The organism is Mucilaginibacter gracilis (assembly GCF_003633615.1).
GTDB lineage: Bacteria > Bacteroidota > Bacteroidia > Sphingobacteriales > Sphingobacteriaceae > Mucilaginibacter > Mucilaginibacter gracilis.
This window is the reverse complement of the sequence record NZ_RBKU01000001.1, coordinates 1,732,526-1,756,547: the sequence shown is the minus strand read 5'-3', so window position 1 is coordinate 1,756,547 and position 24,022 is coordinate 1,732,526. Positions and strand designations below refer to the sequence as shown.

26 protein-coding genes are annotated in these 24,022 nt (G+C 41.2%); 21 read left to right on the top strand and 5 right to left on the bottom strand.

Annotated features, from left to right (window positions below):
- Positions 1–6: 6 nt before the first annotated feature.
- Positions 7–1,356 carry an APC family permease gene (locus BDD43_RS07590; protein WP_121197113.1) on the top strand — a complete coding sequence of 450 codons (1,350 nt, stop codon included), beginning with the start codon at positions 7–9 and terminating at the stop codon, positions 1,354–1,356.
- 30 nt (positions 1,357–1,386) lie between these two features.
- On the opposite strand, the gene BDD43_RS07585 is transcribed toward BDD43_RS07590, so the two are convergent.
- The gene (locus BDD43_RS07585; RefSeq protein ID WP_121197112.1) at positions 1,387–2,007 is read right to left on the bottom strand and encodes an O-methyltransferase; all 621 of its coding nucleotides are present in this window, start codon (positions 2,005–2,007) and stop codon (positions 1,387–1,389) included.
- Positions 2,008–2,070: 63 nt separating this feature from the next.
- Between BDD43_RS07585 and BDD43_RS07580 the strand changes: the two genes are divergently transcribed.
- From BDD43_RS07580 to BDD43_RS07525, 12 genes are all read left to right on the top strand, one after another.
- Complete coding sequence (locus BDD43_RS07580; protein ID WP_121197111.1) at positions 2,071–2,940, top strand: transglutaminase-like domain-containing protein; 870 nt, start codon at positions 2,071–2,073, stop codon at positions 2,938–2,940.
- 138 nt (positions 2,941–3,078) lie between these two features.
- Positions 3,079–3,501 carry a cobalamin B12-binding domain-containing protein gene (locus BDD43_RS07575; protein ID WP_121197110.1) on the top strand — a complete coding sequence of 141 codons (423 nt, stop codon included), beginning with the start codon at positions 3,079–3,081 and terminating at the stop codon, positions 3,499–3,501.
- Positions 3,502–3,630: 129 nt separating this feature from the next.
- Complete coding sequence (locus tag BDD43_RS07570; RefSeq protein WP_121197109.1) at positions 3,631–4,194, top strand: carboxymuconolactone decarboxylase family protein; 564 nt, start codon at positions 3,631–3,633, stop codon at positions 4,192–4,194.
- A 5-nt stretch (positions 4,195–4,199) separates the two neighbouring features.
- Positions 4,200–5,492 (top strand): sensor histidine kinase, encoded by a 1,293-nt coding sequence (locus tag BDD43_RS07565; RefSeq protein ID WP_121197108.1) that lies wholly within the window; start codon positions 4,200–4,202, stop codon positions 5,490–5,492.
- Between the two features lie 12 nt (positions 5,493–5,504).
- Positions 5,505–6,287, top strand: a complete 783-nt coding sequence (locus tag BDD43_RS07560) for an enoyl-CoA hydratase/isomerase family protein (protein ID WP_121197107.1) — start codon at positions 5,505–5,507, stop codon at positions 6,285–6,287.
- A 262-nt stretch (positions 6,288–6,549) separates the two neighbouring features.
- Positions 6,550–7,197, top strand: a complete 648-nt coding sequence (locus BDD43_RS07555; RefSeq protein WP_121197106.1) for a hypothetical protein — start codon at positions 6,550–6,552, stop codon at positions 7,195–7,197.
- Positions 7,198–7,382: 185 nt separating this feature from the next.
- Positions 7,383–8,813, top strand: a complete 1,431-nt coding sequence (locus BDD43_RS07550; RefSeq protein WP_121197105.1) for a sigma-54-dependent transcriptional regulator — start codon at positions 7,383–7,385, stop codon at positions 8,811–8,813.
- Position 8,814: 1 nt separating this feature from the next.
- The gene (locus BDD43_RS07545) at positions 8,815–9,012 is read left to right on the top strand and encodes a hypothetical protein (protein WP_121197104.1); all 198 of its coding nucleotides are present in this window, start codon (positions 8,815–8,817) and stop codon (positions 9,010–9,012) included.
- 73 nt (positions 9,013–9,085) lie between these two features.
- A complete protein-coding gene (locus BDD43_RS07540) occupies positions 9,086–10,138 on the top strand; it encodes an AI-2E family transporter (RefSeq protein ID WP_121197103.1) in 1,053 nt (350 codons plus the stop codon).
- Positions 10,139–10,214: 76 nt separating this feature from the next.
- On the top strand, positions 10,215–10,481 hold the full coding sequence (locus BDD43_RS07535) for a YtxH domain-containing protein (RefSeq protein ID WP_121197102.1): 267 nt from the start codon (positions 10,215–10,217) through the stop codon (positions 10,479–10,481).
- A gap of 106 nt (positions 10,482–10,587) precedes the next feature.
- Positions 10,588–10,938, top strand: a complete 351-nt coding sequence (locus BDD43_RS07530; RefSeq protein ID WP_121197101.1) for a phage holin family protein — start codon at positions 10,588–10,590, stop codon at positions 10,936–10,938.
- Entirely contained in the window at positions 10,935–11,384 is a 450-nt protein-coding gene (locus tag BDD43_RS07525) for a hypothetical protein (protein ID WP_246001489.1), read from the top strand. Before BDD43_RS07530 ends, BDD43_RS07525 begins: the two co-directional genes overlap by 4 nt.
- Before the next feature lie 199 nt (positions 11,385–11,583).
- Here the strand turns inward: BDD43_RS07525 and fcl are convergent, their stop codons facing one another.
- Positions 11,584–12,525 carry a GDP-L-fucose synthase gene (gene fcl, locus BDD43_RS07520; protein WP_121201915.1) on the bottom strand — a complete coding sequence of 314 codons (942 nt, stop codon included), beginning with the start codon at positions 12,523–12,525 and terminating at the stop codon, positions 11,584–11,586.
- An 84-nt stretch (positions 12,526–12,609) separates the two neighbouring features.
- Between fcl and trmB the strand changes: the two genes are divergently transcribed.
- The 8 genes from trmB to BDD43_RS07480 all read left to right on the top strand — a co-directional run bounded on the left by trmB (position 12,610) and on the right by BDD43_RS07480 (position 21,570).
- Positions 12,610–13,260, top strand: a complete 651-nt coding sequence (gene trmB, locus BDD43_RS07515; protein ID WP_121197100.1) for a tRNA (guanosine(46)-N7)-methyltransferase TrmB — start codon at positions 12,610–12,612, stop codon at positions 13,258–13,260.
- 5 nt (positions 13,261–13,265) lie between these two features.
- The gene (locus tag BDD43_RS07510) at positions 13,266–13,607 is read left to right on the top strand and encodes an MGMT family protein (RefSeq protein ID WP_121197099.1); all 342 of its coding nucleotides are present in this window, start codon (positions 13,266–13,268) and stop codon (positions 13,605–13,607) included.
- Between the two features lie 102 nt (positions 13,608–13,709).
- A complete protein-coding gene (locus BDD43_RS07505) occupies positions 13,710–14,324 on the top strand; it encodes an ExbD/TolR family protein (protein WP_121197098.1) in 615 nt (204 codons plus the stop codon).
- Between the two features lie 68 nt (positions 14,325–14,392).
- Entirely contained in the window at positions 14,393–14,971 is a 579-nt protein-coding gene (locus BDD43_RS07500) for a DNA-3-methyladenine glycosylase I (RefSeq protein ID WP_121197097.1), read from the top strand.
- 205 nt (positions 14,972–15,176) lie between these two features.
- Entirely contained in the window at positions 15,177–17,987 is a 2,811-nt protein-coding gene (polA, locus tag BDD43_RS07495; protein ID WP_121201914.1) for a DNA polymerase I, read from the top strand.
- 76 nt (positions 17,988–18,063) lie between these two features.
- Positions 18,064–18,591 carry a Uma2 family endonuclease gene (locus tag BDD43_RS07490; protein ID WP_121197096.1) on the top strand — a complete coding sequence of 176 codons (528 nt, stop codon included), beginning with the start codon at positions 18,064–18,066 and terminating at the stop codon, positions 18,589–18,591.
- A 292-nt stretch (positions 18,592–18,883) separates the two neighbouring features.
- Positions 18,884–20,311 (top strand): glycogen synthase, encoded by a 1,428-nt coding sequence (locus BDD43_RS07485; protein ID WP_121197095.1) that lies wholly within the window; start codon positions 18,884–18,886, stop codon positions 20,309–20,311.
- Positions 20,308–21,570, top strand: a complete 1,263-nt coding sequence (locus BDD43_RS07480; RefSeq protein WP_121197094.1) for a glucose-1-phosphate adenylyltransferase — start codon at positions 20,308–20,310, stop codon at positions 21,568–21,570. Before BDD43_RS07485 ends, BDD43_RS07480 begins: the two co-directional genes overlap by 4 nt.
- Positions 21,571–21,638: 68 nt before the next feature.
- Here BDD43_RS07480 and BDD43_RS07475 read toward each other — a convergent pair whose 3' ends face one another.
- The 3 genes from BDD43_RS07475 to BDD43_RS07465 form a co-directional block, all read right to left on the bottom strand.
- A complete protein-coding gene (locus BDD43_RS07475; protein ID WP_121197093.1) occupies positions 21,639–22,316 on the bottom strand; it encodes a metal-dependent hydrolase in 678 nt (225 codons plus the stop codon).
- A 129-nt stretch (positions 22,317–22,445) separates the two neighbouring features.
- The gene (locus tag BDD43_RS07470; protein ID WP_121197092.1) at positions 22,446–22,751 is read right to left on the bottom strand and encodes a YbaB/EbfC family nucleoid-associated protein; all 306 of its coding nucleotides are present in this window, start codon (positions 22,749–22,751) and stop codon (positions 22,446–22,448) included.
- Between the two features lie 44 nt (positions 22,752–22,795).
- Entirely contained in the window at positions 22,796–24,007 is a 1,212-nt protein-coding gene (locus BDD43_RS07465; RefSeq protein WP_121201913.1) for a serine hydrolase domain-containing protein, read from the bottom strand.
- Positions 24,008–24,022 lie beyond the last annotated feature (15 nt).

The following is a 24,022-nucleotide window of genomic DNA, read 5'->3' as shown; positions in this document are numbered from 1 at the left end:
TTTACAATGACCAATATTGCTGCAAAACTCGATCGCGGTTTATCGCTAACCCAAGCTACCTCCATCAACATGATAGATATGGTAGGTATAGGGCCATTTGTTACCATACCTTTTATTGTTGGTGCCATGCAGGGGCCGCAGTGCGTGCTGGCCTGGTTATTAGGCGCGCTGCTGGCCTTTTTAGATGGTTCGGTATGGTCGGAGTTGGGGGCGCGGTGGCCAAAGGCGGGCGGCAGCTATGTGTTTTTACAAAACATTTACGGCAATAGCAAATTTGGTAAAATGATGTCGTTTTTACTGGTTTGGCAAACCATAATACAAGCACCGTTAGTTGTGGCCAGTGCAGCCATTGGGTTTTCGCAATACCTCACTTATTTGGTTACGCTAACCGCAATACAACAAAAAATGGTTAGTGGCGCGTTGGTTATATTGGTTACGGTGTTGCTTTACCGCAATATACGCAGCATAGGCAAAATATCTGTTTTGTTGTGGATAATAACCGGGGGCACTTTTTTATGGCTCATCGGGTCGGGCTTTCGCAATTTCAACCCGCATTGGGCATTTTCTTACAGTTCGGATGCGTTTAACCTTACCCCTATATTTTTTATAGGCCTGGGCCAGGCTACATTAAAAACGGTTTACTCGTATTTAGGTTATTACAACGTTTGCCACTTAGGCGGCGAAATTAAAAACCCCGAGAAAAACATACCCCGCAGTATATTTATTTCGGTTGCCGGGATAGCAGTATTATACCTGGGTATGCAAATTATGATATTGGGTGCTATGCCCTGGCAAAAAATTGCAGGTTCCAGCTTTGTTATAAGTGCCTATTTTGAGCAATTGTACAACCCTTTTGTGGGCAAAATTGCCACTCTGTTAATTTTGATAATTGCAGCATCATCATTATTTGCGGTAATGCTGGGCTACTCGCGCATACCTTACGCCGCCGCTACCGATGGTAACTTTTTCAAAATATTCAGCAAGGTACATCCTACAAAACAATTCCCATATGTGTCGTTACTTTTTTTAGGTGGCATTGGCTTTGTTTTTAGCCTGCTGTTTAAAATGAAAGAAGTAATAACGGCTATTATAACCATGCGTATTATTGTGCAGTTTGTAGGGCAATCGGTAGGTGTGCTGTACTGGCACTGGCACAAACCTACAGACGAACGACCTTATAAAATGTGGCTGTTTCCGTTACCGGCAGTTATTGGTATCATCATTTGGCTATTCATCTTATTCAGTAGTCCGTGGGTGTATATTGCGGGGGCTGCAGGCATTATTTTATTGGGCGTAGTTGTTTATACCACAGTATTGCTGCCGCAGAAAGAAAAACAAGCAGCAATAGTTAACTAAGCAACAATTAGTTATGTAAAATAGGAAGGGTTAAAACTTTAGTTTATAATGTTCCTTTGCCAATTCGTCACTAAAAAAAACGAGTTGGAGCCAAAATAAATCAACCGTTGCGGTAACGCGCGGATGTAGTTTTATGGACTGGAAATTTTGCTTTGCCTGCGGCGAGCCGTAAATATTGCATATCACCAGCACGCTATCGTTATTAAAGCGGGGCAGCAGCATCTCAAAGCAATTAAATAATTCGGCAGGGTTATAGTAATTGATAAAGGCAAAATCAACCGTGTTTATTTTTGAGGCAATGTGTTTAAAGGCTCCGTTTTGCTCAAAGCTGTTAATGGCTGCATTAGGAACTGCCCGGCTTAGGTATTGTTTGCTTATACCCATGCCGGTACCAATTTCTATTACGCGTTTAGGGTTAAAGTGGCAGGCCAGGCGATAAAGCAACTGATCGGCCTTGGGGCGGTTACCTCGGCGGCGGTTATTGGGCAACAGTTTACGCTTATTATTTTCAATATCGGTATAAACCGGGCAAGGGTCAAAATTGTAAATAACGTTGTTAAGCAGCTTGTAAACAAAGGGCGAATTTATCACTTGGCTATTTCTGGTGGCAAGCCTATGCCGCACGTAATCTTTCACAAAACTGAAAATCATAGGCGCAAAAGTTAGTAACGTTTGTATTACTAAACAAAGCTTAGTAATTTAGTGTTTCACAATATGGTTAATAATTTAGAAATAACATCACTTATCCGCCTGCTTGACGACCCCGACAAGGAGATTTTTGAGCATGTGCATGATAAATTATTAAGCTACGGCACCGATGTTGTTGGGCATTTGGAAACAGCCTTCGGCGATGCCTTTGATGCCATACAGCAAGAGCGTATAGCTAATTTGGTGCATGAGATACAGTTTCGCGAACTTAAAAACGAGCTTAACCTGTGGTATCATGGCGGTGCTTTTGATTTGTTGCAGGGTGCGCTTATTGTTAACAAGTATCAGTATCCAGATCTGGATGAGCAAAAGGTAGTAAATTACATTGAGAACATTAAGCGCGATATTTGGCTGCAAATGATGCATGAAGCCAGCCCTGCCGAACAGGTAAAGCTTATTAACCATGTTTTTTATAACATTTATGGCTTTAGCGGCAATACCTCCAATCATCAGGATCCGCAAAACTCGTTCTTGAGCCAGGTTATTGATAGCCATCGTGGCAACCAAATATCGCTCGCCATTATTTACAGCGTTATAGCGCAGCGGCTTGATATACCAATTTACGGTGTTAACCTGCCCCAGCATTTTATATTGGCTTACGTTGATGAATCGATGCAGAGCGACACCGATAACGGCGTGCTTTTTTACATCAATACGTTTAGTAAAGGCTTTATTTTTGGCCGCCGCGATGTTGACCACTTTTTAAAACAACTTAAACTTAAACCCGAGCGTCATTTTTACGAACCCTGCAGCAATGTAGATATTATTAAACGTGTGCTGCGCAATTTGATAAGTGCTTACGAAAAACTAAACTCGCTCGAAAAAGTTACCGAACTATATGAACTGCTACGAATATTGAGCGAAGAAAGAGCCTGAGCAGGAAGTTGCAACATCAAGATAATTTAAAACCGAGCAACCAAAATGGGTTATGTTGCCACTAATAGTATGCAGGTGCTGTTCAAACTCACACACTTCTCCCCAAAAATTGTTAGCTTCGAACAATAACATGCCTTTATGAGTACTCAGCCATTTAACCGTCCTATTCGTGTACTTGTAGCCAAAGTAGGGCTCGACGGGCACGATAGGGGCGCACGCATTATAGCCACAACCTTACGGGATGCCGGCATGGAAGTAATATATACCGGTTTACGCCAAACACCGGAGATGGTAGTAAATGCAGCTCTGCAAGAAGATGTAGATGCTATTGGCGTATCTATTTTATCGGGAGCCCACATGACGGTTTTCCCTAAAATTATCACCCTGATGAAACAAAAGGGCATGGATGATGTATTGGTTACCGGAGGCGGAATTATTCCGGAGGCCGATATGGATGAACTGGGTAAACAAGGCGTTGGTAAGTTATTCCCACCAGGAACCAACACCAAAGACATTGTACAATACATTACCGAATGGGTTAAGGCAAATAGAAACTTTTAGTGCTTTTACACATCCTATTTAGCTTGCTTTTCGTATTTAGGATTTTAAACTTGGCTTATTAAAAAAACAAATGAATATATTTGTTATACAGCAAATACTGTTCCCTTCAATTAATTTAAAAATAGGATAATGACTAAAGGATTTAGGGTTGTAGAATACAACCAGGCAACCGATGAAGTAAAAGCTATTTATAACGAAACAATGAAGGAACTTGGCGTACCGTTTGTACTTAACTGGTTTAAATGCCAGGGCAGTAACGCCACTATTTTACGCGGAAATTGGGAAAAATTACGCTGCACCATGCTTTTGGGCAATGTACCTTTTATTTTAAAGCAACTTATTATTTACAACATCTCTAAAATTAAAGGCAGCAGCTATTGCGCCCACACACATGGTATTATTGCCAATAGCATGAGCAAAACCTTAACCGGTAGCGATGAAATAAAGCTTACCGAAAACATGGAGAGCGATTACATACCTGCCGCTTATAAAACAGCTATACAAATTGTTACCAAGTGTGCATTAAACCCTAAAAGCACCAGCGATAATGACTTTGGAGCACTTGCAAACGACGGTTATACTTTAGATGAAATACAAGAGTTAATGGCTTTGGCCGATTTAACCAATATGCTAAACTCGCTGGCTGATATTGCGGGCATCCAGATTGATAACGAGTTAATGGAAGTACAATAAACAAGGTGGATCAAAATATTGAAATACTGCAAAATGCTCAAAGGCTTCGATATGAAGCCTTTTCGCGTTTTGCCACTGATCTTAATAAGTGTACAGAATATAGCGACATCGCTAAAATATTATCAACACAGTTAAAGTACATTATCAACTCGTTTATTTTTAGAGTTTATTACCGTAACGAGAACTCGCAGGTGGCTTTTCAGGGTTTTATTGGCCAAACATTTTTTTTTCAAAATGCCGACAAAATAAGTTACTCTTTTGAAGAAACAGCCCTGGCAAATGGGTTGCCGATTGAATATCCAACCGAAAAAATATTTTCGGACCCGGCCTTTGCGGAAACCGTTTTTACACATCAAAAAGTTTATTCGTTAGTAACCATACCTGCTGTTTATTCGGCCAAGCACCAAATAGTTATTACCATTGCAACCACTCAAGACAAGCAAATTGTAAAACCCGATTACAAATTTATACAGCTCATAAGCGATTTTTTAGCAAACAAGCTATCGCAACTATTGGTATTGGAAGCCATAGCCAAAACCAATAAAGAACTGGAAATAAACAACAAGCAAATTAGCAGCCTTAACCAATACCTGGATGCTACCGTTAAAGAGCGCACGCTCCAATTAACTAATACCAACACCGAGTTAAAAACATTATTATATCGCACCACACACGATTTTAGGGCTCCTTTGGCCAATATTATGGGCTTATCAAACCTGGGGACCACAATGGCCGAAGACCCTGAAACATTGCTGCTTTTTAAGCACAGTAAAACCGTGGCCCAAGGGCTTGATAAGATGCTCACCAAGCTAAACGGCGCAGTAATAGCCGATGATGAAAGCAACAAGAAAGAGCCGATAATTTTTGCAGATATTATAAACCCCATAAGGCACAAACTACAGGCGCTACTAACAGCAAATGCCTGCAACATTACTTTAACAGAAAACGTTACCCAGCCTTATCATAGCTATCAAAACATATTAACTGTTATTTTTGATAACCTGATTGATAACAGCATTAACTTTAGGAACCCCGAAAAGGAAACCCAAATACGCATAAATGTGTTAAACCAAACAGGGCACGTTGTGGTTACCTTTACCGATAACGGCCAGGGAATTGATGCCGAAATTATTCCTAAAATATTCGACATGTATTACCGGGGCAGCGCAAATTCGGCAGGGCATGGCTTGGGGTTGTATATTGTTGCTAAATTAGTTAAGTTTTTAAAAGGCGAAATTAAAGTTGAGAGTGTGTTAAATGAATATACTACATTCACTATTCAATTACCGTTATTCTAAATCATTATTAAAATGAGCTTCCAAAATCTTTTAATCAACCACGCAGGGCGCGTTCAATACATTATCATTAATCGCGAAAGCAAATTAAATGCTTTAAATAAAGCAACCCTGGCCGAGCTTAACGTAGCCGTAACTGATGCTTTTAACAATGCAGCAGTTGGCGGTATAATTATAACAGGTGCGGGCGAAAAGGCATTTGTTGCCGGTGCCGATATATCCGAATTTGCATCGTTTAACGTTGAACAAGGGCGGCAACTTGCTCAAGACGGCCACACCAACGTGTTTAACCAAATAGCTAATGGCAGCAAACCCGTTATTGCAGCTATTAACGGCTTTGCGCTTGGCGGGGGTTTAGAATTGGCTATGGCCTGCCACATCCGCATAGCAAGCAACAACGCCAAATTAGGCTTGCCCGAGGTAACATTGGGCCTAATACCCGGCTACGGTGGCACACAACGCTTAACCCAACTGGTGGGCCGCGGGAAGGCAATGGAAATGATTATGACTGCCGATATGATAACTGCAACCGATGCTTACCAATACGGACTGGTAAATTACGTAGTAGCGCCAACCGAACTTTTACCCAAAGCCGAAGAAATATTAAACAAAATACTATTACGTGCCCCATTGGCAATAGCATCGGCAATAAGGGCTGTTAATGCTTCGTTAAGCCACGATGAAAACGGGTTTGACACCGAAATTGCCGAGTTTGCCAAATGTTTTGGCACCGAAGATTTTAAGGAAGGCGTAGCCGCATTTACCGAAAAACGGAAACCCGCCTTTAAAGGGCAATAGCATAAATGCTAAACAAGTTTTTAAATTTCATACCACACTTTGGTTAATTTACCGGCTGGTAACAAGGACAAAGTTTTCAATATTTTGCTGTTTTAAGCCTCCCATGACAATAAACTGACTTAATTACCCGATTAGTCAAAAAATAAAAAGCTGTTAATCAATCGATTGAATAGTGTTTACTTTGGGATGATAAATTATTTAAGTTTTGTGATGTTACTTTGTTGCGTGATTTGCAAAACACAACAATTAATAGTAACAAAACATGAAACCATCGGGAGCTAAAATTAACAAACCAAACCCTCCGGATGGCTTCATTAACATTAAAAAAAACAATACGATGAAAACTACATTCAAAATTTCGGCCCTTGCATTAGCATTTGCAGCATTATCATTTGGCGCCAAAGCACAAACAACAAGTACAGCTACTACCACCACAAACTCTGGCATTCGTTTAAGCATTGGTGTTGACGCCGGCGTACCGGTTGGCAATTTCTCCGACGCTTACAACTGGAACCTTGGCGGTTCGGTACAGGCAGATATACCTGTTGTTAAACAATTATTTGTAACCGTTAACGCCGGATACGACAACTTTTTTGGCAAAACCGTTAGCGGCGTTTCGGCTACTAACATTCAATTAATACCTGTTAAAGCTGGTTTAAAATACTTCCTGATTGATAATTTATACATCCAGGGAGAAGCAGGCGCATCATTTTTAACCAACAAATCCGACTTTAGAGGTGCAAACTCTACCTTATTTACTTACGCTCCACAAGTTGGCATACAGTTCCCTGTTAGCGGCAAAAGCTTTATCGACGCCGGCGTACGTTTTGAAGGAAACAGTGCCCTTGTTGATAACGGCAACAAGTTAAACTTTATTGGTTTACGCTTAGCCTACGGCTTTGGCTTATAATTTTACCCTTTACAAATACACCTTTTAAACAAGAAGAGAGCGACCGGTTGGTTGCTCTCTTTTTTTTGCTTTAATTATTGGTTAGCCATATAAGCCGGTTTTATTTGTTTTTTAATAATGTGTAGAAATTATTTCCCATTTTACAAACTTTATGTAACTTCAAATAAATTTTCCACCTAAAGAATATGAAAAACATCCTCATCATTGACGATGAAGTGAACGTGGCACTTTTGCTATCAAAATTTTTAACGCGCAACGGTTTTAGTGTTTCAACAGCATCAAGCGGTTCGCTCGCTTTTGAGCATTTAAAAAACCAGCCATTTAATTTAGTGCTATGCGATTACCGCCTGGAGGATACTGATGGACGCGAAATACTCAAAAAAATAAAAGCCGAATACCCGCAAACCGGTGTAATTATCATAACCGGATACTCGGACATTAAAATGGCTGTTGAGCTAATTAAGCTGGGAGCCTACGACTATATTACCAAACCTCTATATCCCGACGAAATATTATCAACCATTAATAAAGCATTAGAAATGCAGAATGCTTTAATGGATAATGCTACCGAAAGTGATGCAGCCTTGTTGCGCGAATCGAAAACGCAAAAAAAACAAATTGCTGCCCAGGATTTTGTGATTGGTACCAGCAGAGCATCCAAAGAGCTGGTACACCAGATAGAACTGGTTGCCCCCACCAACTACAGCGTAATTATAGTAGGCGAAAGCGGTACGGGCAAAGAATCGGTAGCTAAAAGCATACATATGAACAGTAACAGGCGAGATAAACCTTTTATTGCGATGGATTGTGGGTCGCTTACCAAAGAGCTTGCCGGAAGCGAATTTTTCGGTCACGAAAAAGGTTCGTTTACAGGCGCATTAAATTTAAAGATAGGCCACTTTGAAATGGCCAACGGCGGCACTTTATTTTTAGATGAGATAGCAAACTTATCATACGATATTCAGGCTGCATTGTTGCGCACCGTTCAGGAGCGAAAGGTTAGGCGCATAGGAGGCTCCAAAGAGATTGATTTGGACGTGCGCATTATTATAGCCACTAACGAAAACCTTCAGGATGCCATTAGGGCAGGTAAATTTAGGGAAGACCTTTATCACCGTTTTAACGAATTTAGCATCAACATGCCGCCCCTGCGCGAGCGTGGTAAAGATATTATATTAATAGCCGAATACTTTTTAGCATTAGCCAACGCCGAACTGGGCCGTAAAGTAGTTAGTTTTTCGCCAGATGTAATAGAAAGTTTGATTAACTACCGCTGGCCTGGCAACATCAGGGAGCTAAAAAATGTGATACGCCGTGCCGCCTTATTAACCGAGGGCGAAGAAGTACAGGCTAAAGCACTTCCGCTCGAAATTTCTAACTACGCTAAGATTTTATCGCACGAAAGTACACCGGCTAACTATAACATTCAACCCGCTCCTTCCCTACCGCCGCCACCTAAGCACGATTTAAAAAATGCCGCCATGGAAGCCGAGTATCAAACTATTTTACGCGTATTACAAGAGGTTAACTTTAACAAAACCAAAGCTGCCGAAATTTTAAACATAGACCGCAAAACTTTATATAATAAAATGAAGGCCAATAATTTGGACAAATAACATGAACAAAGATGAACCCCTTGACGATAAAGCTACGCGGATTTTTAAGCACGATATTAAAAACCAACTGTCAAACATTACACTGGCCCTGGGGCAACTGCGCTTTGAAATACCACCAGATAATGCCGAAACACAGTTTTACCTTGATACTATTTTAGGCAGTTGCAAAAACATTGATTCTCTTTTAGACAATTTATAACATAACGTTTATGTAAAGCAAACATTAGCTCCATAAATTAGTTATTGAGAGGTATTATAATTAATGAGGCCCAATGTCAATATTCAACTATAAACAACGCAACAACATCATCCTGATAGGTATTATCATATTGGGGTGCTTTTTGGTAATAGCCTTGCGCGGCTTATCAAGCTCTATATTGGGGGCTATAGTTTTATATACTATTTTCCGGCCCATGTATATACATTTGGTTGATAAAAAAAACTGGAGCAAAGCATTGGTAGCCACTCTTATCATTGTTATTTCCCTTGTTGTTATTGTGATACCGTTTCTGTCGCTCAGTATCATGGTTATCAATAAAGTAAGCAGTCTCACTACGGCTAACTTCCCTATTCAAAAATGGCTTGCATCTATCGATGCCTTTGCGGGTTCGCATCTTAACCAGCCCCATTTTATTGCCAATATTAACATTACCCAAAAAATAGGCTCGTATGCTGCCGAACTTTTCCCATCAATACTGGGTAGCGCGGCCGATATATTTTTAACCTTGCTTGTATTATACTTTCTGTTGTATTTTATGTTTACACAAAACAGGGAGTTTGAGGCCGGGCTAATTAAATATGCTCCGTTTAGGGAGCAGCATGCACTTAAATTTGCCGAAGAGTTGCGTATATCAACCTATTCAAACGTTTTGGGGCAAGGTATTATATCGCTATCGCAAGGTATTATGTTTGCCGTAGGTTTAAAGATTGCGGGCGTTGAAGACCCTATTTTTTGGGGCGTTATAGGTACATTTATTTCGTTTTTACCTGTTGTTGGTGTGCCTACGCTGGCCATTCCGTTCGGCGTTATTTTATTACTTAACGAAAAAACCTGGCAGGGCGTTTTCATCCTCATTTACGGTGTACTGTTTATAGGCTATATTGACCAATTTTTGCGATTTATTATTAATAAAAGGGTTGCCAATACACACCCGCTAATTACCGTTATAGGTGTTATTATTGGTATACCATTATTTGGTATTTTAGGTTTGGTTTTTGGGCCTGTACTGCTATCGTACTTTTTGCTGTTGGTTGAGATATACGAAACTAACCGCCTTGCCGCAGACAGACTTGAAAGAATACAAACCAACAGCGAAATGGAATAATTTTAAACAATATAGGCAACGTTGAGTTATATTTACAGCATATAGAATAACGAACTTTAAATTTAATCACAAAAAGATGAATGATAACACAAAAGTAGTTGTAGCCCTGCTTGCCGGACTTGCAGCAGGAGCAGCATTGGGAATTTTATTTGCACCAGAATCGGGAACGGAAACTCGTGATAAATTATCAGAATCACTAAAAAATCTGGGCGACTCGATTAAAGAAACAGCAGCTTCGGAAATTGATAACCTTAGCGGCCTAAAGGATAAAATCATCAATAACTTCAAATCGAAAATTGCTGATGCTCAGGACGAATATCAGGATGATGTTGAACATGCATAAATAAAAACACGATCTCAAAAAATAAAAAATAGCCACAGGCGCTGTACTAATAAGCCTTAACTAAGTTTTATTTTTTGAGATAGCTTTTATTATAACAATACCCTTTATGGAAGAACAAAAAGAAGAGCAACCGGGTTTAACCGATCAGCTTAAAGAGTACGTTGAAACCCGCATTAAACTGGCTCGCTATCAAGCTATTGATAAGGGAACATCGTTTTTTGCCAATTTAATAACCGAGGTTTTTGTATTAATTTGCATGGGGCTAACGTTTTTCTTTGCAACAATTACCTTAGCTTTATTTTTGGGCCATTTAATTGGTTCGTATTGGATAGGTTTTGGGTTGGTAGCACTTTTATATTTAATTTTAGCCATAGCGGTATCGTACACTAAAGACAAATATTTAGAACCGCGCATTATCAACTTTTTGCTTAGAAAAATATTTAAACCCAAAAAATGATGGAGCCCGTTATTAACAACATCAGCGATTTAAGGGCCGAAATAGAATTACTTAGAGCCTCAAAACACGTACAGGAAGAGGCTATTAAAAGTCATTTCAGTACCCCGGCTGCAATTTTCCATACGGTTACATCATGGTTTAAAAGCTCGCCATCAACTGACAAATCCAGTACGGGTATATTAGGCGGCGGCCAGGATATGGTGAGTTTAATATCGCGTTTTGTGTTGCCGTTTGTACTCAACAAAACACTTTTCAGGGGTTCAAACTTTATTATAAAAGCCATTGTAGGGCTGGTATCTCAACAAGCTTCGGGTTTTATCAACGAAAAAAGCGTGGCTTCAGTTTGGGGTAATCTTAAATCGGTTATACCTAATTTAATGCCCAAAAAGAAAGTAAAAAAGACACCCGTTGATTACGGCATCCCACCTTATAGCGAGAGCTATTAATTATTCAATGTGGTTTAGTTAATAGGGGGCCCATCGGCGTCGTAGGTCGGTAGCAAAACGAATTAAATAAAAAATTGTGCCAAAGGTACAAAACTGGATAAGTGGCATACCTACGGCATGCATACTGGCTATTGTTACTTCACTACCAACCTTTTGCACCGATGGTGCATTTTTAAAGCACCTAACTAAACCAAATTGATTAATTATTAACCAATTCCTGTTTCTGCAAAAAATCCTGATAGGCCAATTTAATACCTTCTTCCAGTTCGATAGTATGTTTCCAGCCTTTGCTATGCAGTTTTGATACATCCATGAGTTTGCGCGGTGTACCATCGGGTTTTGAAGTGTCAAATTGTATCTCTCCCTCGTAACCAATTGTTGTTTTGACTAGCAGTGCCAAATCTTTAATAGACAGATCTTCGCCGGTACCAATATTTACCAGGCCCGGTTCATCGTAATTCTGCATTAAATAATAACAAGCGGCGGCCAAATCGTCTGCAAACAAAAACTCGCGCTTAGGCGATCCTGTTCCCCATATGGTAACAGACGGCACATTGCCGGCCTTAGCCTCATGGAAACGGCGTATTAAAGCGGGCAGCACATGTGAGTTTTGCGGGTGATAATTATCGTTATAACCATACAAATTGGTAGGCATTGCCGATATATAGTTACAGCCATATTGCGCGCGGTAAGCATCGCACATTTTAATACCCGCAATTTTTGCAATGGCATAAGGTTCGTTAGTTTCTTCTAATAAACCGGTAAGTAAATACTCTTCTTTTAAAGGCTGCGGTGCCATTTTAGGATAAATACAGCTCGAACCTAAAAACATTAATTTTTTAACGCCGGTTATATACGAGTTGTGGATAACGTTGTTCTGTATCATCAGGTTATCATACAAAAACTCGGCGCGGTAGGTGTTGTTGGCAACTATACCGCCTACTTTAGCGGCTGCTAAAAAAACATAATCGGGTTTTTCCTCGGCAAAAAAATCGGCAACTTGTTTCTGGTCGCGCAAGTCAAGCGTGGCGGATGTACGGGTAACAAAATTGGTAAACCCCTCTTTTACAAGCTTACGATGAATAGCCGAACCAACCATACCCCGATGGCCTGCAATGTAAATTTTAGCTTCTTTTTCCAAAATGTTATCCTTTTTCCAAATATATGCAAACTGCAAATATTTGGAAAAAATAAAAGTTATTTTTGCACTCGTTAAACAATTAGTGTGGGAAAAGATAAACTAAGGCGATTCTCGGAAATCGCAACATTTGCTAATGTTTTGCAGCTTGATGAGGGGAAACCCATGTTTGGCCAATGGAGCAAAACCTTTTTTAAAAACGATAATCCGCTTGTGCTGGAACTGGCCTGCGGCAAAGGCGAATACACGGTAAACCTTGCTACCTTGTTTCCGGATAAAAACTTTATTGGTATTGATTATAAGGGCAACCGCATTTGGCGCGGCGCCAAAACAGCACTTGAAGAAGGTATTAACAACGTTGGCTTTTTACGCATACAGATAGAAACCCTGCTTACTTATTTTGCACCCGGCGAGGTTGATGAAATATGGATCACCTTCCCCGACCCGCAACCGCAATTGAGCCGCGAAAAAAAACGGCTTACATCGCCCCGCTTTTTAGATATGTATAAAGTGGTTTTAAAACCCGGCGGCAAGGTTAATTTAAAAACCGATAATGATGGCCTGCACGCTTATACTGTCGATAAGGTAACTGAATTGGGTTTAAACAAACACGTACAAACCGAAGACCTTTACCACTCGGAGTTTGCCAACGAAGTACTATCTATCAAAACCTATTACGAGCGTAAATATTTAAAGGACAATAAAAACATCAACTACGTTCAGTTTTCGTTTGATTAACCCTTATGGCCGGCGAATCATTTTACGATAAGGTTTACCACATTGCCCGGCTGGTGCCCTATGGCCGCGTAACATCATACGGAGCTATAGCCAAATTTTTAGGTACCGCAGGCACCGCCCGTATGGTGGGCTATGCTATGTTGCATGCCGGTAGTTTGCAACCGCCAGTACCGGCCCACCGGGTTGTAAATAGCCGCGGCATGTTAACGGGCCGCTTTCACTTTGCTACCCCAACGTTAATGCAGCAAATGCTCGAAAACGAAGGCGTAGTAGTAGAGAATGACGAGGTGAAAAACTTTAAGCAATTACTATGGGATCCGGCTATTGAATTGATGGACGGTTATTAATCGCTGCGTTGTTGAATACAGGGACCCGTTGAGCGAAATTACTGCTTAATTAACTATTGTTTTGTTGGTTAGTTTTTTATAGCTTTATATAAAAACCTAACAATGAACAAACTACGGCCTTTACGTTTTAAAAACATGGCGGTTGATATGACGGCCATGTGTGATGTTGCATTTTTACTTTTGGTTTTCTTTGTAGCAACATCACAATTTAAGCAATGGGAGCCGATGAAAATAAATATGCCCGTTACTCATAAGCGCATTGTTGATGTGCCTAACCAAAACCTGGGCATTATATATATTGCCGATAACAAAGTGATGTATCAAATAGTTGGTAATGCGGTTCGTGCAAATACACTGATGCAAATGAGCAACCTGTATCATATTCCATTTTCAAATGCCGAGGTAAAAAAGTTTATTAATTCGCCTATCATCGGTGCTCCTATTTGCAGCTTAAAGGAATACGATAATCAATATATGGATTGGGAAGGCAAGGTAAACAGGCCGGGTATACCTTGCGATTCTGTTAATTCCGAATTATTTGATTGGATAAAGCAATCAAGAATAGCCGACAGGGCTTTATCTAACCGCGACCTGCGAATTATTATAAAGGCTGATAAATCGGTAGAATATCCTATTGTAAAACAAGTGATTGCTATTTTGCAAAAGCAAAAAGTAAATAAGTTTTCACTGCTGACGGACACGAGGCATTTGGAATAATTTACTAAATTATTTAGTTTTTTGTTTGATTAGTTTTATCTTCACCACTTCAAAAGCCGATCAGCAAAATGAACTCACTACAAAACCTAACCCGCTGCAGATGGTGCGGAACCGACCCGCTTTATATGGAATACCATGATAAAGAATGGGGCCGCGAAGTTCACGACGATAAAACGCTCTTCGAATTTTTAGTTCTGGAATCGGCACAGGCGGGTTTAAGTTGGATAACCATTCTGCGTCGTCGCGATGGTTACCGCAAAGCTTTCGCTGATTTTGATGTGGAAAAGGTGGCCAAGTTTGACCAGAACGACATTGACCGCCTTTTGCAGGATGCAGGTATCATCCGCAACAAACTCAAGGTAGCATCTACCATCAGTAACGCGCAGTTGTTTATTGATATTCAAAAAGAATTTGGGTCGTTTAACAAATACCTGTATAGCTTTATGCCAAACGGCAAATCTATCAATAACAGCAACACTCAGGGTCACACTATCCCTGCACGTACCGAAATTAGCGATGCCATTGCAAAGGATATGAAAAAACGTGGTTTTAAGTTTTTTGGCACCACTATTTGCTACGCACACATGCAGGCTACAGGTATGGTGAACGACCATGCGTTTGATTGTAGTTTTAAAACCGCTGATTAAACTGACTTGTATGATTTCGCAGATTTTTATATAGCCTCCCAATAATTGTTTTTTGTGTTTTTGAAAATCAGCGAAATCATAAAAATCAAACCAAATCAACGGTCGATTTTTTTTCCGCTAAGTTTCAATTGTTAACTTTGATGTTTACATGTATGTCGGTTGCCTAATCAGCGACATCAAACAAATCAAAACAAATCAACGGTCGATGAAGAAATTATTTCTGTTAGATGGTATGGCCCTAATTTACAGGGCGCATTTTGCGTTAAGTAAAACACCCCGCTTTACATCGGGCGGGTTAAATACTTCGGCAGTAATGGGCTTTACCAATACTTTGCTTGAGGTTTTGCGCAAAGAAAAACCAAGCCACATGGCTGTGGTTTTTGATACCGAAGCACCTACAGAGCGCCATACCGAGTTTGCCGATTATAAAGGCCACCGCGAGGCTATGCCCGAAGATTTATCAAAGGCTTTACCTTATATTTTTAAAGTAGTTTTAGGTTTCAATATCCCGGTTATTACATCGGATGGTTTTGAGGCCGATGATATTATTGGCACGCTTGCCAAAAAAGCCGAACAAAAAGGCTACCAGGTTTACTGCATGACGCCCGATAAAGATTTTGCCCAACTGGTATCCGACAATATTTTTATTTACAAGCCCGCCCGCATGGGTAATGACATGGAAATATTGGGCGTAAAAGAAGTTTTAGCCAAATGGGAAATTGAGCGCGTTGAGCAGGTTATTGATATTTTGGGCCTTTGGGGAGATGCGGTTGATAACATACCGGGCATACCGGGCATTGGCGAAAAAACGGCTAAATCGCTAATAAAAACCTATGGCTCTATGGAGAATATCATTGCCCACAGCCATGAGTTAAAGGGTAAACAACGCGAAAATGTGGAAGCTTTTGCCGAACAGGGTTTACTTTCTAAAAGACTGGCAACCATTAACCTGAACGCCCCGGTTGAACTTGACGAAGCCGGTTTAGAAATGTGCGACCCAAACCGCGAATTATTGGAGCCGCTTTTTGCCGAATTAGAGTTCAGGACGCTGGGCCGCCGTGTGTTTGGTGATGGTTCGAGTATTACCGAGATCAAGAATGTATCTATTCAGCACGATTTGTTTAGCAGTCCGCAATCGCAGGAAGGTACAACCACCATGACGGTTGACGTGACCGACATTTACGAAGAACCTGCGGGCCCGCTACAAAACATCAGCAATACCGAACACCAATACCACCTGGCCGATACCTTTGAAAAACGCGCCGAATTAATTAAGCTACTAAGCGCACAAAAAAGCATTTGCTTTGATACCGAAACTACCGGTACCGATGCTAACCAGTGCGATTTGGTGGGCCTATCCTTCTCCATAAAAAAAGGCCAAGCCTGGTATGTACCCGTACCAAAAAACTGCGACGAGATACAGCCCATAGTTGATGAGTTTAAAGAGCTATTTGAAAACCCGGCTATTGGTAAAATAGGCCAGAATATTAAGTTTGATATGCTGGTGCTCAAGTATTACAACGTTACCATACAGGGCGAACTTTTTGATACTATGCTCGCCCATTATATTATTGACCCCGATACCCGCCACGGCATGGATGTTTTGGCCGAAAACTATTTGGGATATTCGCCGGTATCTATTACCGAGCTTATTGGTGCCAAAGGTAAAAACCAGGGCACCATGCGCGATGTGGAAATAGAAAAAATAAAAGATTACGCTGCCGAAGACGCCGATATTACCCTGCAACTAAAAGAGATATTTGAGCCCAAACTGGAGCAGGTTGGCGGGACGGTGCTGGCAACAGATATTGAAAACCCACTGGTATACGTTTTAGCCGATATTGAATTTGAAGGTGTACGTATTGACCACGATACGTTAAAAGAGTTTTCGAAGGAACTGGAAACCGAAATAGGTAAGCTGGAAAAAACCGTGTACGAAAAAGCGGGAGTACGTTTTAATATTGCATCGCCAAAGCAATTGGGCGAGGTGCTGTTTGAAAAATTGAAGCTTGACGAAAAAGCCAAAAAAACCAAAACCGGCCAATACCAAACCGGCGAAGATGTGTTACTTGCCCTGGCTAATAAAAGCGACATTGTGAGAGACATTCTGGATTTTCGGCAGATGCAAAAACTCAAGTCAACCTATGTTGATGCATTGCCGTTAATGGTTAACCCTAAAACCGGGCGAGTGCATACATCATACAACCAGGCTGTGGCCGCAACGGGCAGGTTAAGCTCCAACAACCCCAACCTGCAAAATATACCTATCCGTACCGAACGTGGCCGCGAGGTACGCAAGGCCTTTATCCCGCGTAATGAGGACCACGTGATTATGTCGGCAGATTATTCGCAGATAGAGTTACGCATTATAGCCGAGATTAGTAAAGATGCCAACATGATGGAAGCATTTGTACAAGGCGTTGATATTCATACAGCCACGGCAGCAAAGGTTTACGGTAAAACACTTGATGAGGTTGACGGTACCATGCGCCGCAATGCCAAAGCGGTAAACTTTGGTATAATTTACGGGCAATCGGCATTTGGCTTATCGCAAAATTTAAACATTCCGCGTAAAGAGGCTGCCGATATTATTGAACAGTATTTTGCGCAATACCCGGGCATTAAAAACTACATGAACGACACCATGCACTTTGCCCGCCAAAACGGCTATGTACAAACCCTGATGGGCAGGCGCAGGTATTTACGGGATATTAACTCGGCAAACCAAACGGTGCGCGGTTATGCCGAGCGAAATGCCATTAACGCGCCTATACAAGGCTCGGCAGCGGATATGATTAAAATTGCCATGATTAATATTCACCGCGAATTTAAGGCCCATAAATTTGATAGCCGAATGACCATGCAGGTGCATGATGAGTTGGTTTTTGATGTACATAAAAGCGAGATAGAAATGGTGAAGCCCATTATATTAGATAATATGCGCAATGCTATTAAAACCGTTGTGCCCATTGTTGTTGAAATAGGCATGGGTAATAACTGGCTTGAAGCGCATTAATTGGCAACATAAATGCCGTAAAATATTTTACGGCATTATTTTTATTGTTAAATTAGCATAAGATAATAGGATTGTTATGTTAACCGATATACCAGCAACAGCTATCGACATTTACAGAATGCTGCCCGAAGGCACCAGGTGCGAGGTAATATTTAACGAATTAAGTATGTCGCCATCCCCTTCTTCTGAGCATCAGTTGTTGCTAATGGACCTATCAGCCCAATTGTATAACTTCTTAAAGCAAACACAAGCAGGTAAAGTTATACCCGCGCCAATGGACGTTTATTTTGATAATATGTTATCGGTTGTTCAGCCCGATATATTAGTATTGTTAAACGAGCATTTGGATTATATTAAACCAGATGGTGTGTATGGCGCACCCGATGTGGTTATTGAAATATTATCGCCCAACAACCGCTTACACGATACGCAAAAGAAAAAGTTACTCTACGAAAAGGGTGGCGTTAAAGAATATTTTATAGTTGACCCTACCAATAAAGAAGTGGCCTTGTTTGTACTAAACCATACCGGCCAGTATAACGATGGCTACCAGGCAAAAAAATTAATCAAATCGGCAGTGCTTGGCTGCAATATCGAATTTTAATTTAGTTCGCCAGAAGCCGGTAAATAAGCCCCCCTACCCATATACGCCCGTTTTTAGCATGAGCAATTTGTTAAGAAGATGTTAAAACGCAGCCCATTCTATTAAATCGATACATTTTAACCGCCGTAACCAGTATCAATTATTAAACAAAATGCCGCCATATCATCAATGGTTATACTGTTAAAAGGCATTTTTTAAATTACCTTTAAAAATCATCACAAAAACTATTTTTAGTTGTTATTGGCTTTTAAGTTAGCTTATGTTTCCCTAATTTGAGCCAATAATTCTCCCAATGAAAATTTTCCATTTGAGTGCCGAATGTTACCCGATTGCCAAAGTTGGCGGCCTGGGCGATGTAGTGGGTGCGCTTCCAAAATACCTTAATCAGGCAGGTCACCAGGCTTCGGTGGTGCTGCCTTTTTACGACCGTAAATTTACCCGCGAAAACGAATTTGATGTTGTTTTTGAGGCGTCATCGCGCCTGGGCAACAGGCGTTACGAGTGGCAGGTACTAAAAGAAAAAACCGATAAATTAGGCTTTGAGTTGTTTTTAATTAAAGTGCCGGGCCTGTTAGATCGTGAAAATGTTTATAGCTACCCCGACGAAACAGAACAGTTTGTTTTTTTCCAGATCGCTTTTTTAGATTGGCTGAACTGGAGCCAGCAAACTGCCGATATTATCCACTGCCACGATCATCATTCGGGGTTGGTACCGTTCCTGTTGCAGCACTCCGCCTTATATAGGCGAATACATACTATACCCACCGTGTTTACCATACATAACGGCCAATACCACGGTGCCTTTGGTTACGATAAACTACACTATTTGCCCGAAGTTGATGAACGTTTTATTGGCCTGCTTGATTGGCGGGGCGGCATTAACCCCTTAGCATCGGCAGTAAAATGTGTGTGGAACTACACAACCGTATCGCCAAGTTATTTGCATGAATTAACCATACAATCAAACGGGTTAGAATATTTATTTTGGCTGGAACGTGCAAAAGGCCTGGGCATTATTAACGGCATTGATACCCAGGTTTGGGACCCTGCCACCGACCCTATGCTGCCTGTTAATTACAATATTAAAAAAGTTGACACAGGTAAATTGGCTAACAAAACAGCCCTGTGCGAACGCTTTGGCTTATCGGTTGATAAACCTTTGTTTACCTTTATAGGCAGGCTGGTTGGCGAAAAAGGGGCCGATTTGCTGCCTGGCATCATTAGGCGCACGCTGGATGAGCATCCCGATGAGGTTAGCTTTTTAATTCTTGGTTCGGGCGAGCCCGAAGTTGAAACGGATCTTAACCATCTAAAAGATCAGTTTGCGGGTAGGTGCAACGTGTTTATAGGTTATGATGAGGGCCTTGCCCACCAAATATATGCCGGGGCCGATTTTTTGCTCATGCCATCGCGCGTGGAGCCTTGCGGCCTTAACCAATTATATGCCTTGCGTTACGGCACGGTGCCTATTGTGCGCAGCACTGGCGGCCTAAAAGATACCGTTATTGATTTTGGCACCGAAGAAGGTTACGGCATTACCTTTAATAATGCACTTGCCGACGAGGCTTGCCATGCAGTTTGGCGAGGATTGCAACTTTATAAAAACACTGAGCACTTACAACTGTTACGTAAACGAATGATGACCCTCGATTTTTCGTGGGACAAATCGGCGCAAGAATACATCAGCTTATACGAAAGCCTTAACTCTAAACATATATGACATCGAAAGTAATTTGCATTGTACTTGGAGGTGGCCAGGGGAGCCGCCTTTTTCCGCTCACTGCCACGCGTTCAAAACCGGCTGTGCCCATTGCCGGAAAATATCGTTTAGTTGATATCCCCATCTCAAATTGTTTACACTCGGGTATCGACAGGATATTTGTACTAACGCAGTTTAATTCGGCGTCGCTAAACAAGCACATTAAAAACACCTATCACTTTAGCAGTTTTAGTAAGGCCTTTGTTGATATTTTGGCTGCCGAACAAACCCCTACAAGTGTTGCCTGGTTTCAGGGTACTGCCGATGCTGTGAGGCAAAGCCTGCACCACTTAAATGTGCACGACTTTGATTATGTTTTGATCGCTTCCGGCGATCAGCTTTATCAGATGGATTTTGAGGAAATGGTTGATAACCACGAAAAAAGCAACGCCGATATTTCGATAGCTACCATACCCGTGGTTGCAGCGGATGTACCGGGCTTTGGTATTTTAAAAACCGACGAAAATAACTGGATTACCCAGTTTGTTGAAAAGCCGAAAAAAGATTTTGAGTACCTACAATCAGAAGTAGGCGACGAAATGAAAAAAGCGGGCCGTGTGTACCTTGCATCAATGGGTATATATGTATTTAACCGCAAGGTTTTGTTTGATTTGTTGCAAGGGAACGACCGTACCGATTTTGGTAAAGAGGTTATCCCACAATCAATTGCCGATCATAAAGTAATGAGTTACCAGTACACCGGTTACTGGGAAGATATAGGTACCATTCCATCGTTTTTTAACGCCAACCTTGAGCTAACCGACGATATACCGAAGTTTAATTTGTTTGATAAAAACCACATCTACACCCGGTCGCGCATGTTGCCGCCGTCTAAAATATCGGGGCCAAAATTAAAAAACACTATTATATCTGATGGTTGCATTATTAACGCCAGCGAAATTACACGCTCGGTAATAGGCATCCGTACCCGTATAGGTTTTGATAGCATCATTGATAATTGCTATATTATGGGAAGCGATAACTATCAAACGCTTGAGCAGATAGAAGAATCGCGCTCAACCAACACGCCTATAATGGGTATTGGCGATAGGTGCCACATTAAAAATGCCATTGTAGATAAAAACTGCTACATAGGTAATGATGTTAAAATTAATTGCGGTGGCCCCCTGGCTAACGGCGACTACGATAAATATACCGTTATGGACGGCATAGTGGTTTTGAAGAAACGCGCCGTAATACCCGATGGTACAGTGATTTAAAAAAATTAGAGATAAGCAAAAGCCTTTCAAATTTGATTTGAAAGGCTTTTTTTGTTACCGCATATAATTTACAACGATAAAGTTTCACCAACGGCAGGGAGTTTAAGCACCAGGCCGGCCTTAATAAATTTATCCATTGCCTCGTTTTTATCTATTTTGATAACCGGGAACGAATCGTAATGCACGCCTATTACGTTTTTGCAGTTGAAAAATCCTGTAGCTTTTATGGCATCATCAATACCCATGGTGTAGTTATCGCCAATGGGTAAAATTGCCCAATCCAGGTTTTCATCTTCCAAAAGTTTCATATCATAGGTTAATGCTGTATCGCCTGCAAAGTATATCTTTTTGCCGGCAGCGTAAACCACAAAACCAGCTGGGTTTCCACCGGGAGTGCCGTCGGGCAGGGTGCTTGAGTGTACGGCGTTTACCATTTTTACACGGCCAAATTCAAAGTTAAATGCGCCGCCAATATTCATACCATGTACATTGGTAACATCTTTTTTTGATAGCCAGTCGGCAATTTCGGCTATGCATACAACTTTGGCACCGCTGTTTTTTTGGATGGTAAACAAATCGGCAATATGGTCGCCGTGCCCGTGCGATACCAAAATAAAGTCGGGTTTCAGGCTATTAACGTCAACGTTTTTAGCCAGGGGGTTGTGCGTAATAAATGGATCGAAAAGAATTTTAACCCCGTTAATTTCAAGTTCAAGGCACGATTGGCCGTAATAAGTTACTTTCATAATGTTGAAGCCCCCTCTAAATCTCCCCCGGTAGGGGTGACTTTTGATTTGCATTTTTTTTAGTTGTATTTCTTTAAATCTATGTTTATTAAAAGCATTCCCTACCAGTGAACGCTTGGGCCAAGCTTATTACTTACCAAATAAACCGCCCAAATCGCCAAACATATTTTTGGTCATGGCAGCCATTTCGGTTTGGCTTGCGTTTTCGGCTTGTTCAAGGGCCTTATTAACGGCTGTAAGTATTACGTCTTCCAGCATTTCAATATCGCCTTCTTTAAGTACAATAGGGTTAATTTTTATAGCTTGTATTTGTTTGTTGCCATTGGCCGTAACCACTACTACTCCCCCGCCGGCACTACCGCTTACGGTTATACCATCAAGGCGTTTTTTTACTTCACCGGCCTGTTGTTGCGCTTGTAATATTTTATCAAACATGGTATTCTTTCTTACTTCTTGATTCTAACTTCTTGATTCTCTTTTTATTGATCTTCGTTGGTATCACCGGCACCATTATATGCACTTTTGCGCACTATTGGCATACCTACGGTTTTAAACAAATCGTGGAGCTTTAGCAAACTGCCATTGGCCAGGTTGGATAACAATACAACGGTAATATCGTTTTTGAGGTCGCGCAAATAAATATGCCTAAAACCATGCCACCAGCCCGTATGATATATAACCTGCTGGCCCTGAGCCTCAAACAAGCGCCAGCCATAGCCGTAACTAAAGTGACCGTGTAATAAAGGATTGCGCGGTACGTAGGCCGAATCCATAGTAGCTTTTTTGAGTAATACGCCTTTACGCAGCGCATAATCAAACAAGTACAAGTCGGCAACGGTACTGTAAATGCCCTTATCGCCCACCGGGCCGTCTAAAAAGTTTTGCGCTACCGAATACCTCCACTGCCCCCTATCGTGGCCCACCACATCAACCGGAATTTTATTGTAAACCGCTTTGGAGTAAACTGCGGTATGTTTCATCATGGCAGGTATAAAAATATTCTCCTTCATAAACTGCGAATAGGGCATGCCGCTTACCTTTTCAATAATGGCTCCAAGTACCATAAAGTTGGAGTTATTGTAATGGAAAGCAATATCGGGCTTATTAAACCTGGCTGGTTTGTATTGGGCAATCATGTCCATCACTTGCTGGTTTGTTATGCCCTTGCGCTGGTCGCGGTGTTCTTTTCTAAAAACATCATCCACAAAATAAACATAGTTCATCATGCCCGAACGGTGCGATAACAGCAGCTTTATAGTGATACCATCGTATGGAAAGTTAGGGAAAAAATCTTTTACATTTTGGTCCAGCTTTAGTTTACCGCGCTCCATCAACATTAAAATTGCGGTAGAGGTCATGGTTTTTGATACCGAGGCCAACTCAAACTGCGAACTTAGCTTCAGGCTGTCACGGCGCAGGTAATCGGCCCAGCCTATAGCTTTTTCGTATATTATTTTGCCTTTTTTAGCTACCAGCACGTTGCCGTTAAAGCCGCGTGTTTTGTAAAGTTCTTGCATTACGGCGTCAATCCGTTTATCGGCATTTTTAGGATTGTAGGCCAATATGGCAGTATCCATTTTAGCCGTTTGCGCCGCAGGCGGTAGCGTAGCGTTATTAGTACCGTGTGAACAGGATTGGAATAAAAAGATAGAAATTGCAGAAACCAGAAAGCTTTTGTGAACCAAATGCATAAGTGTAAAAAAAAT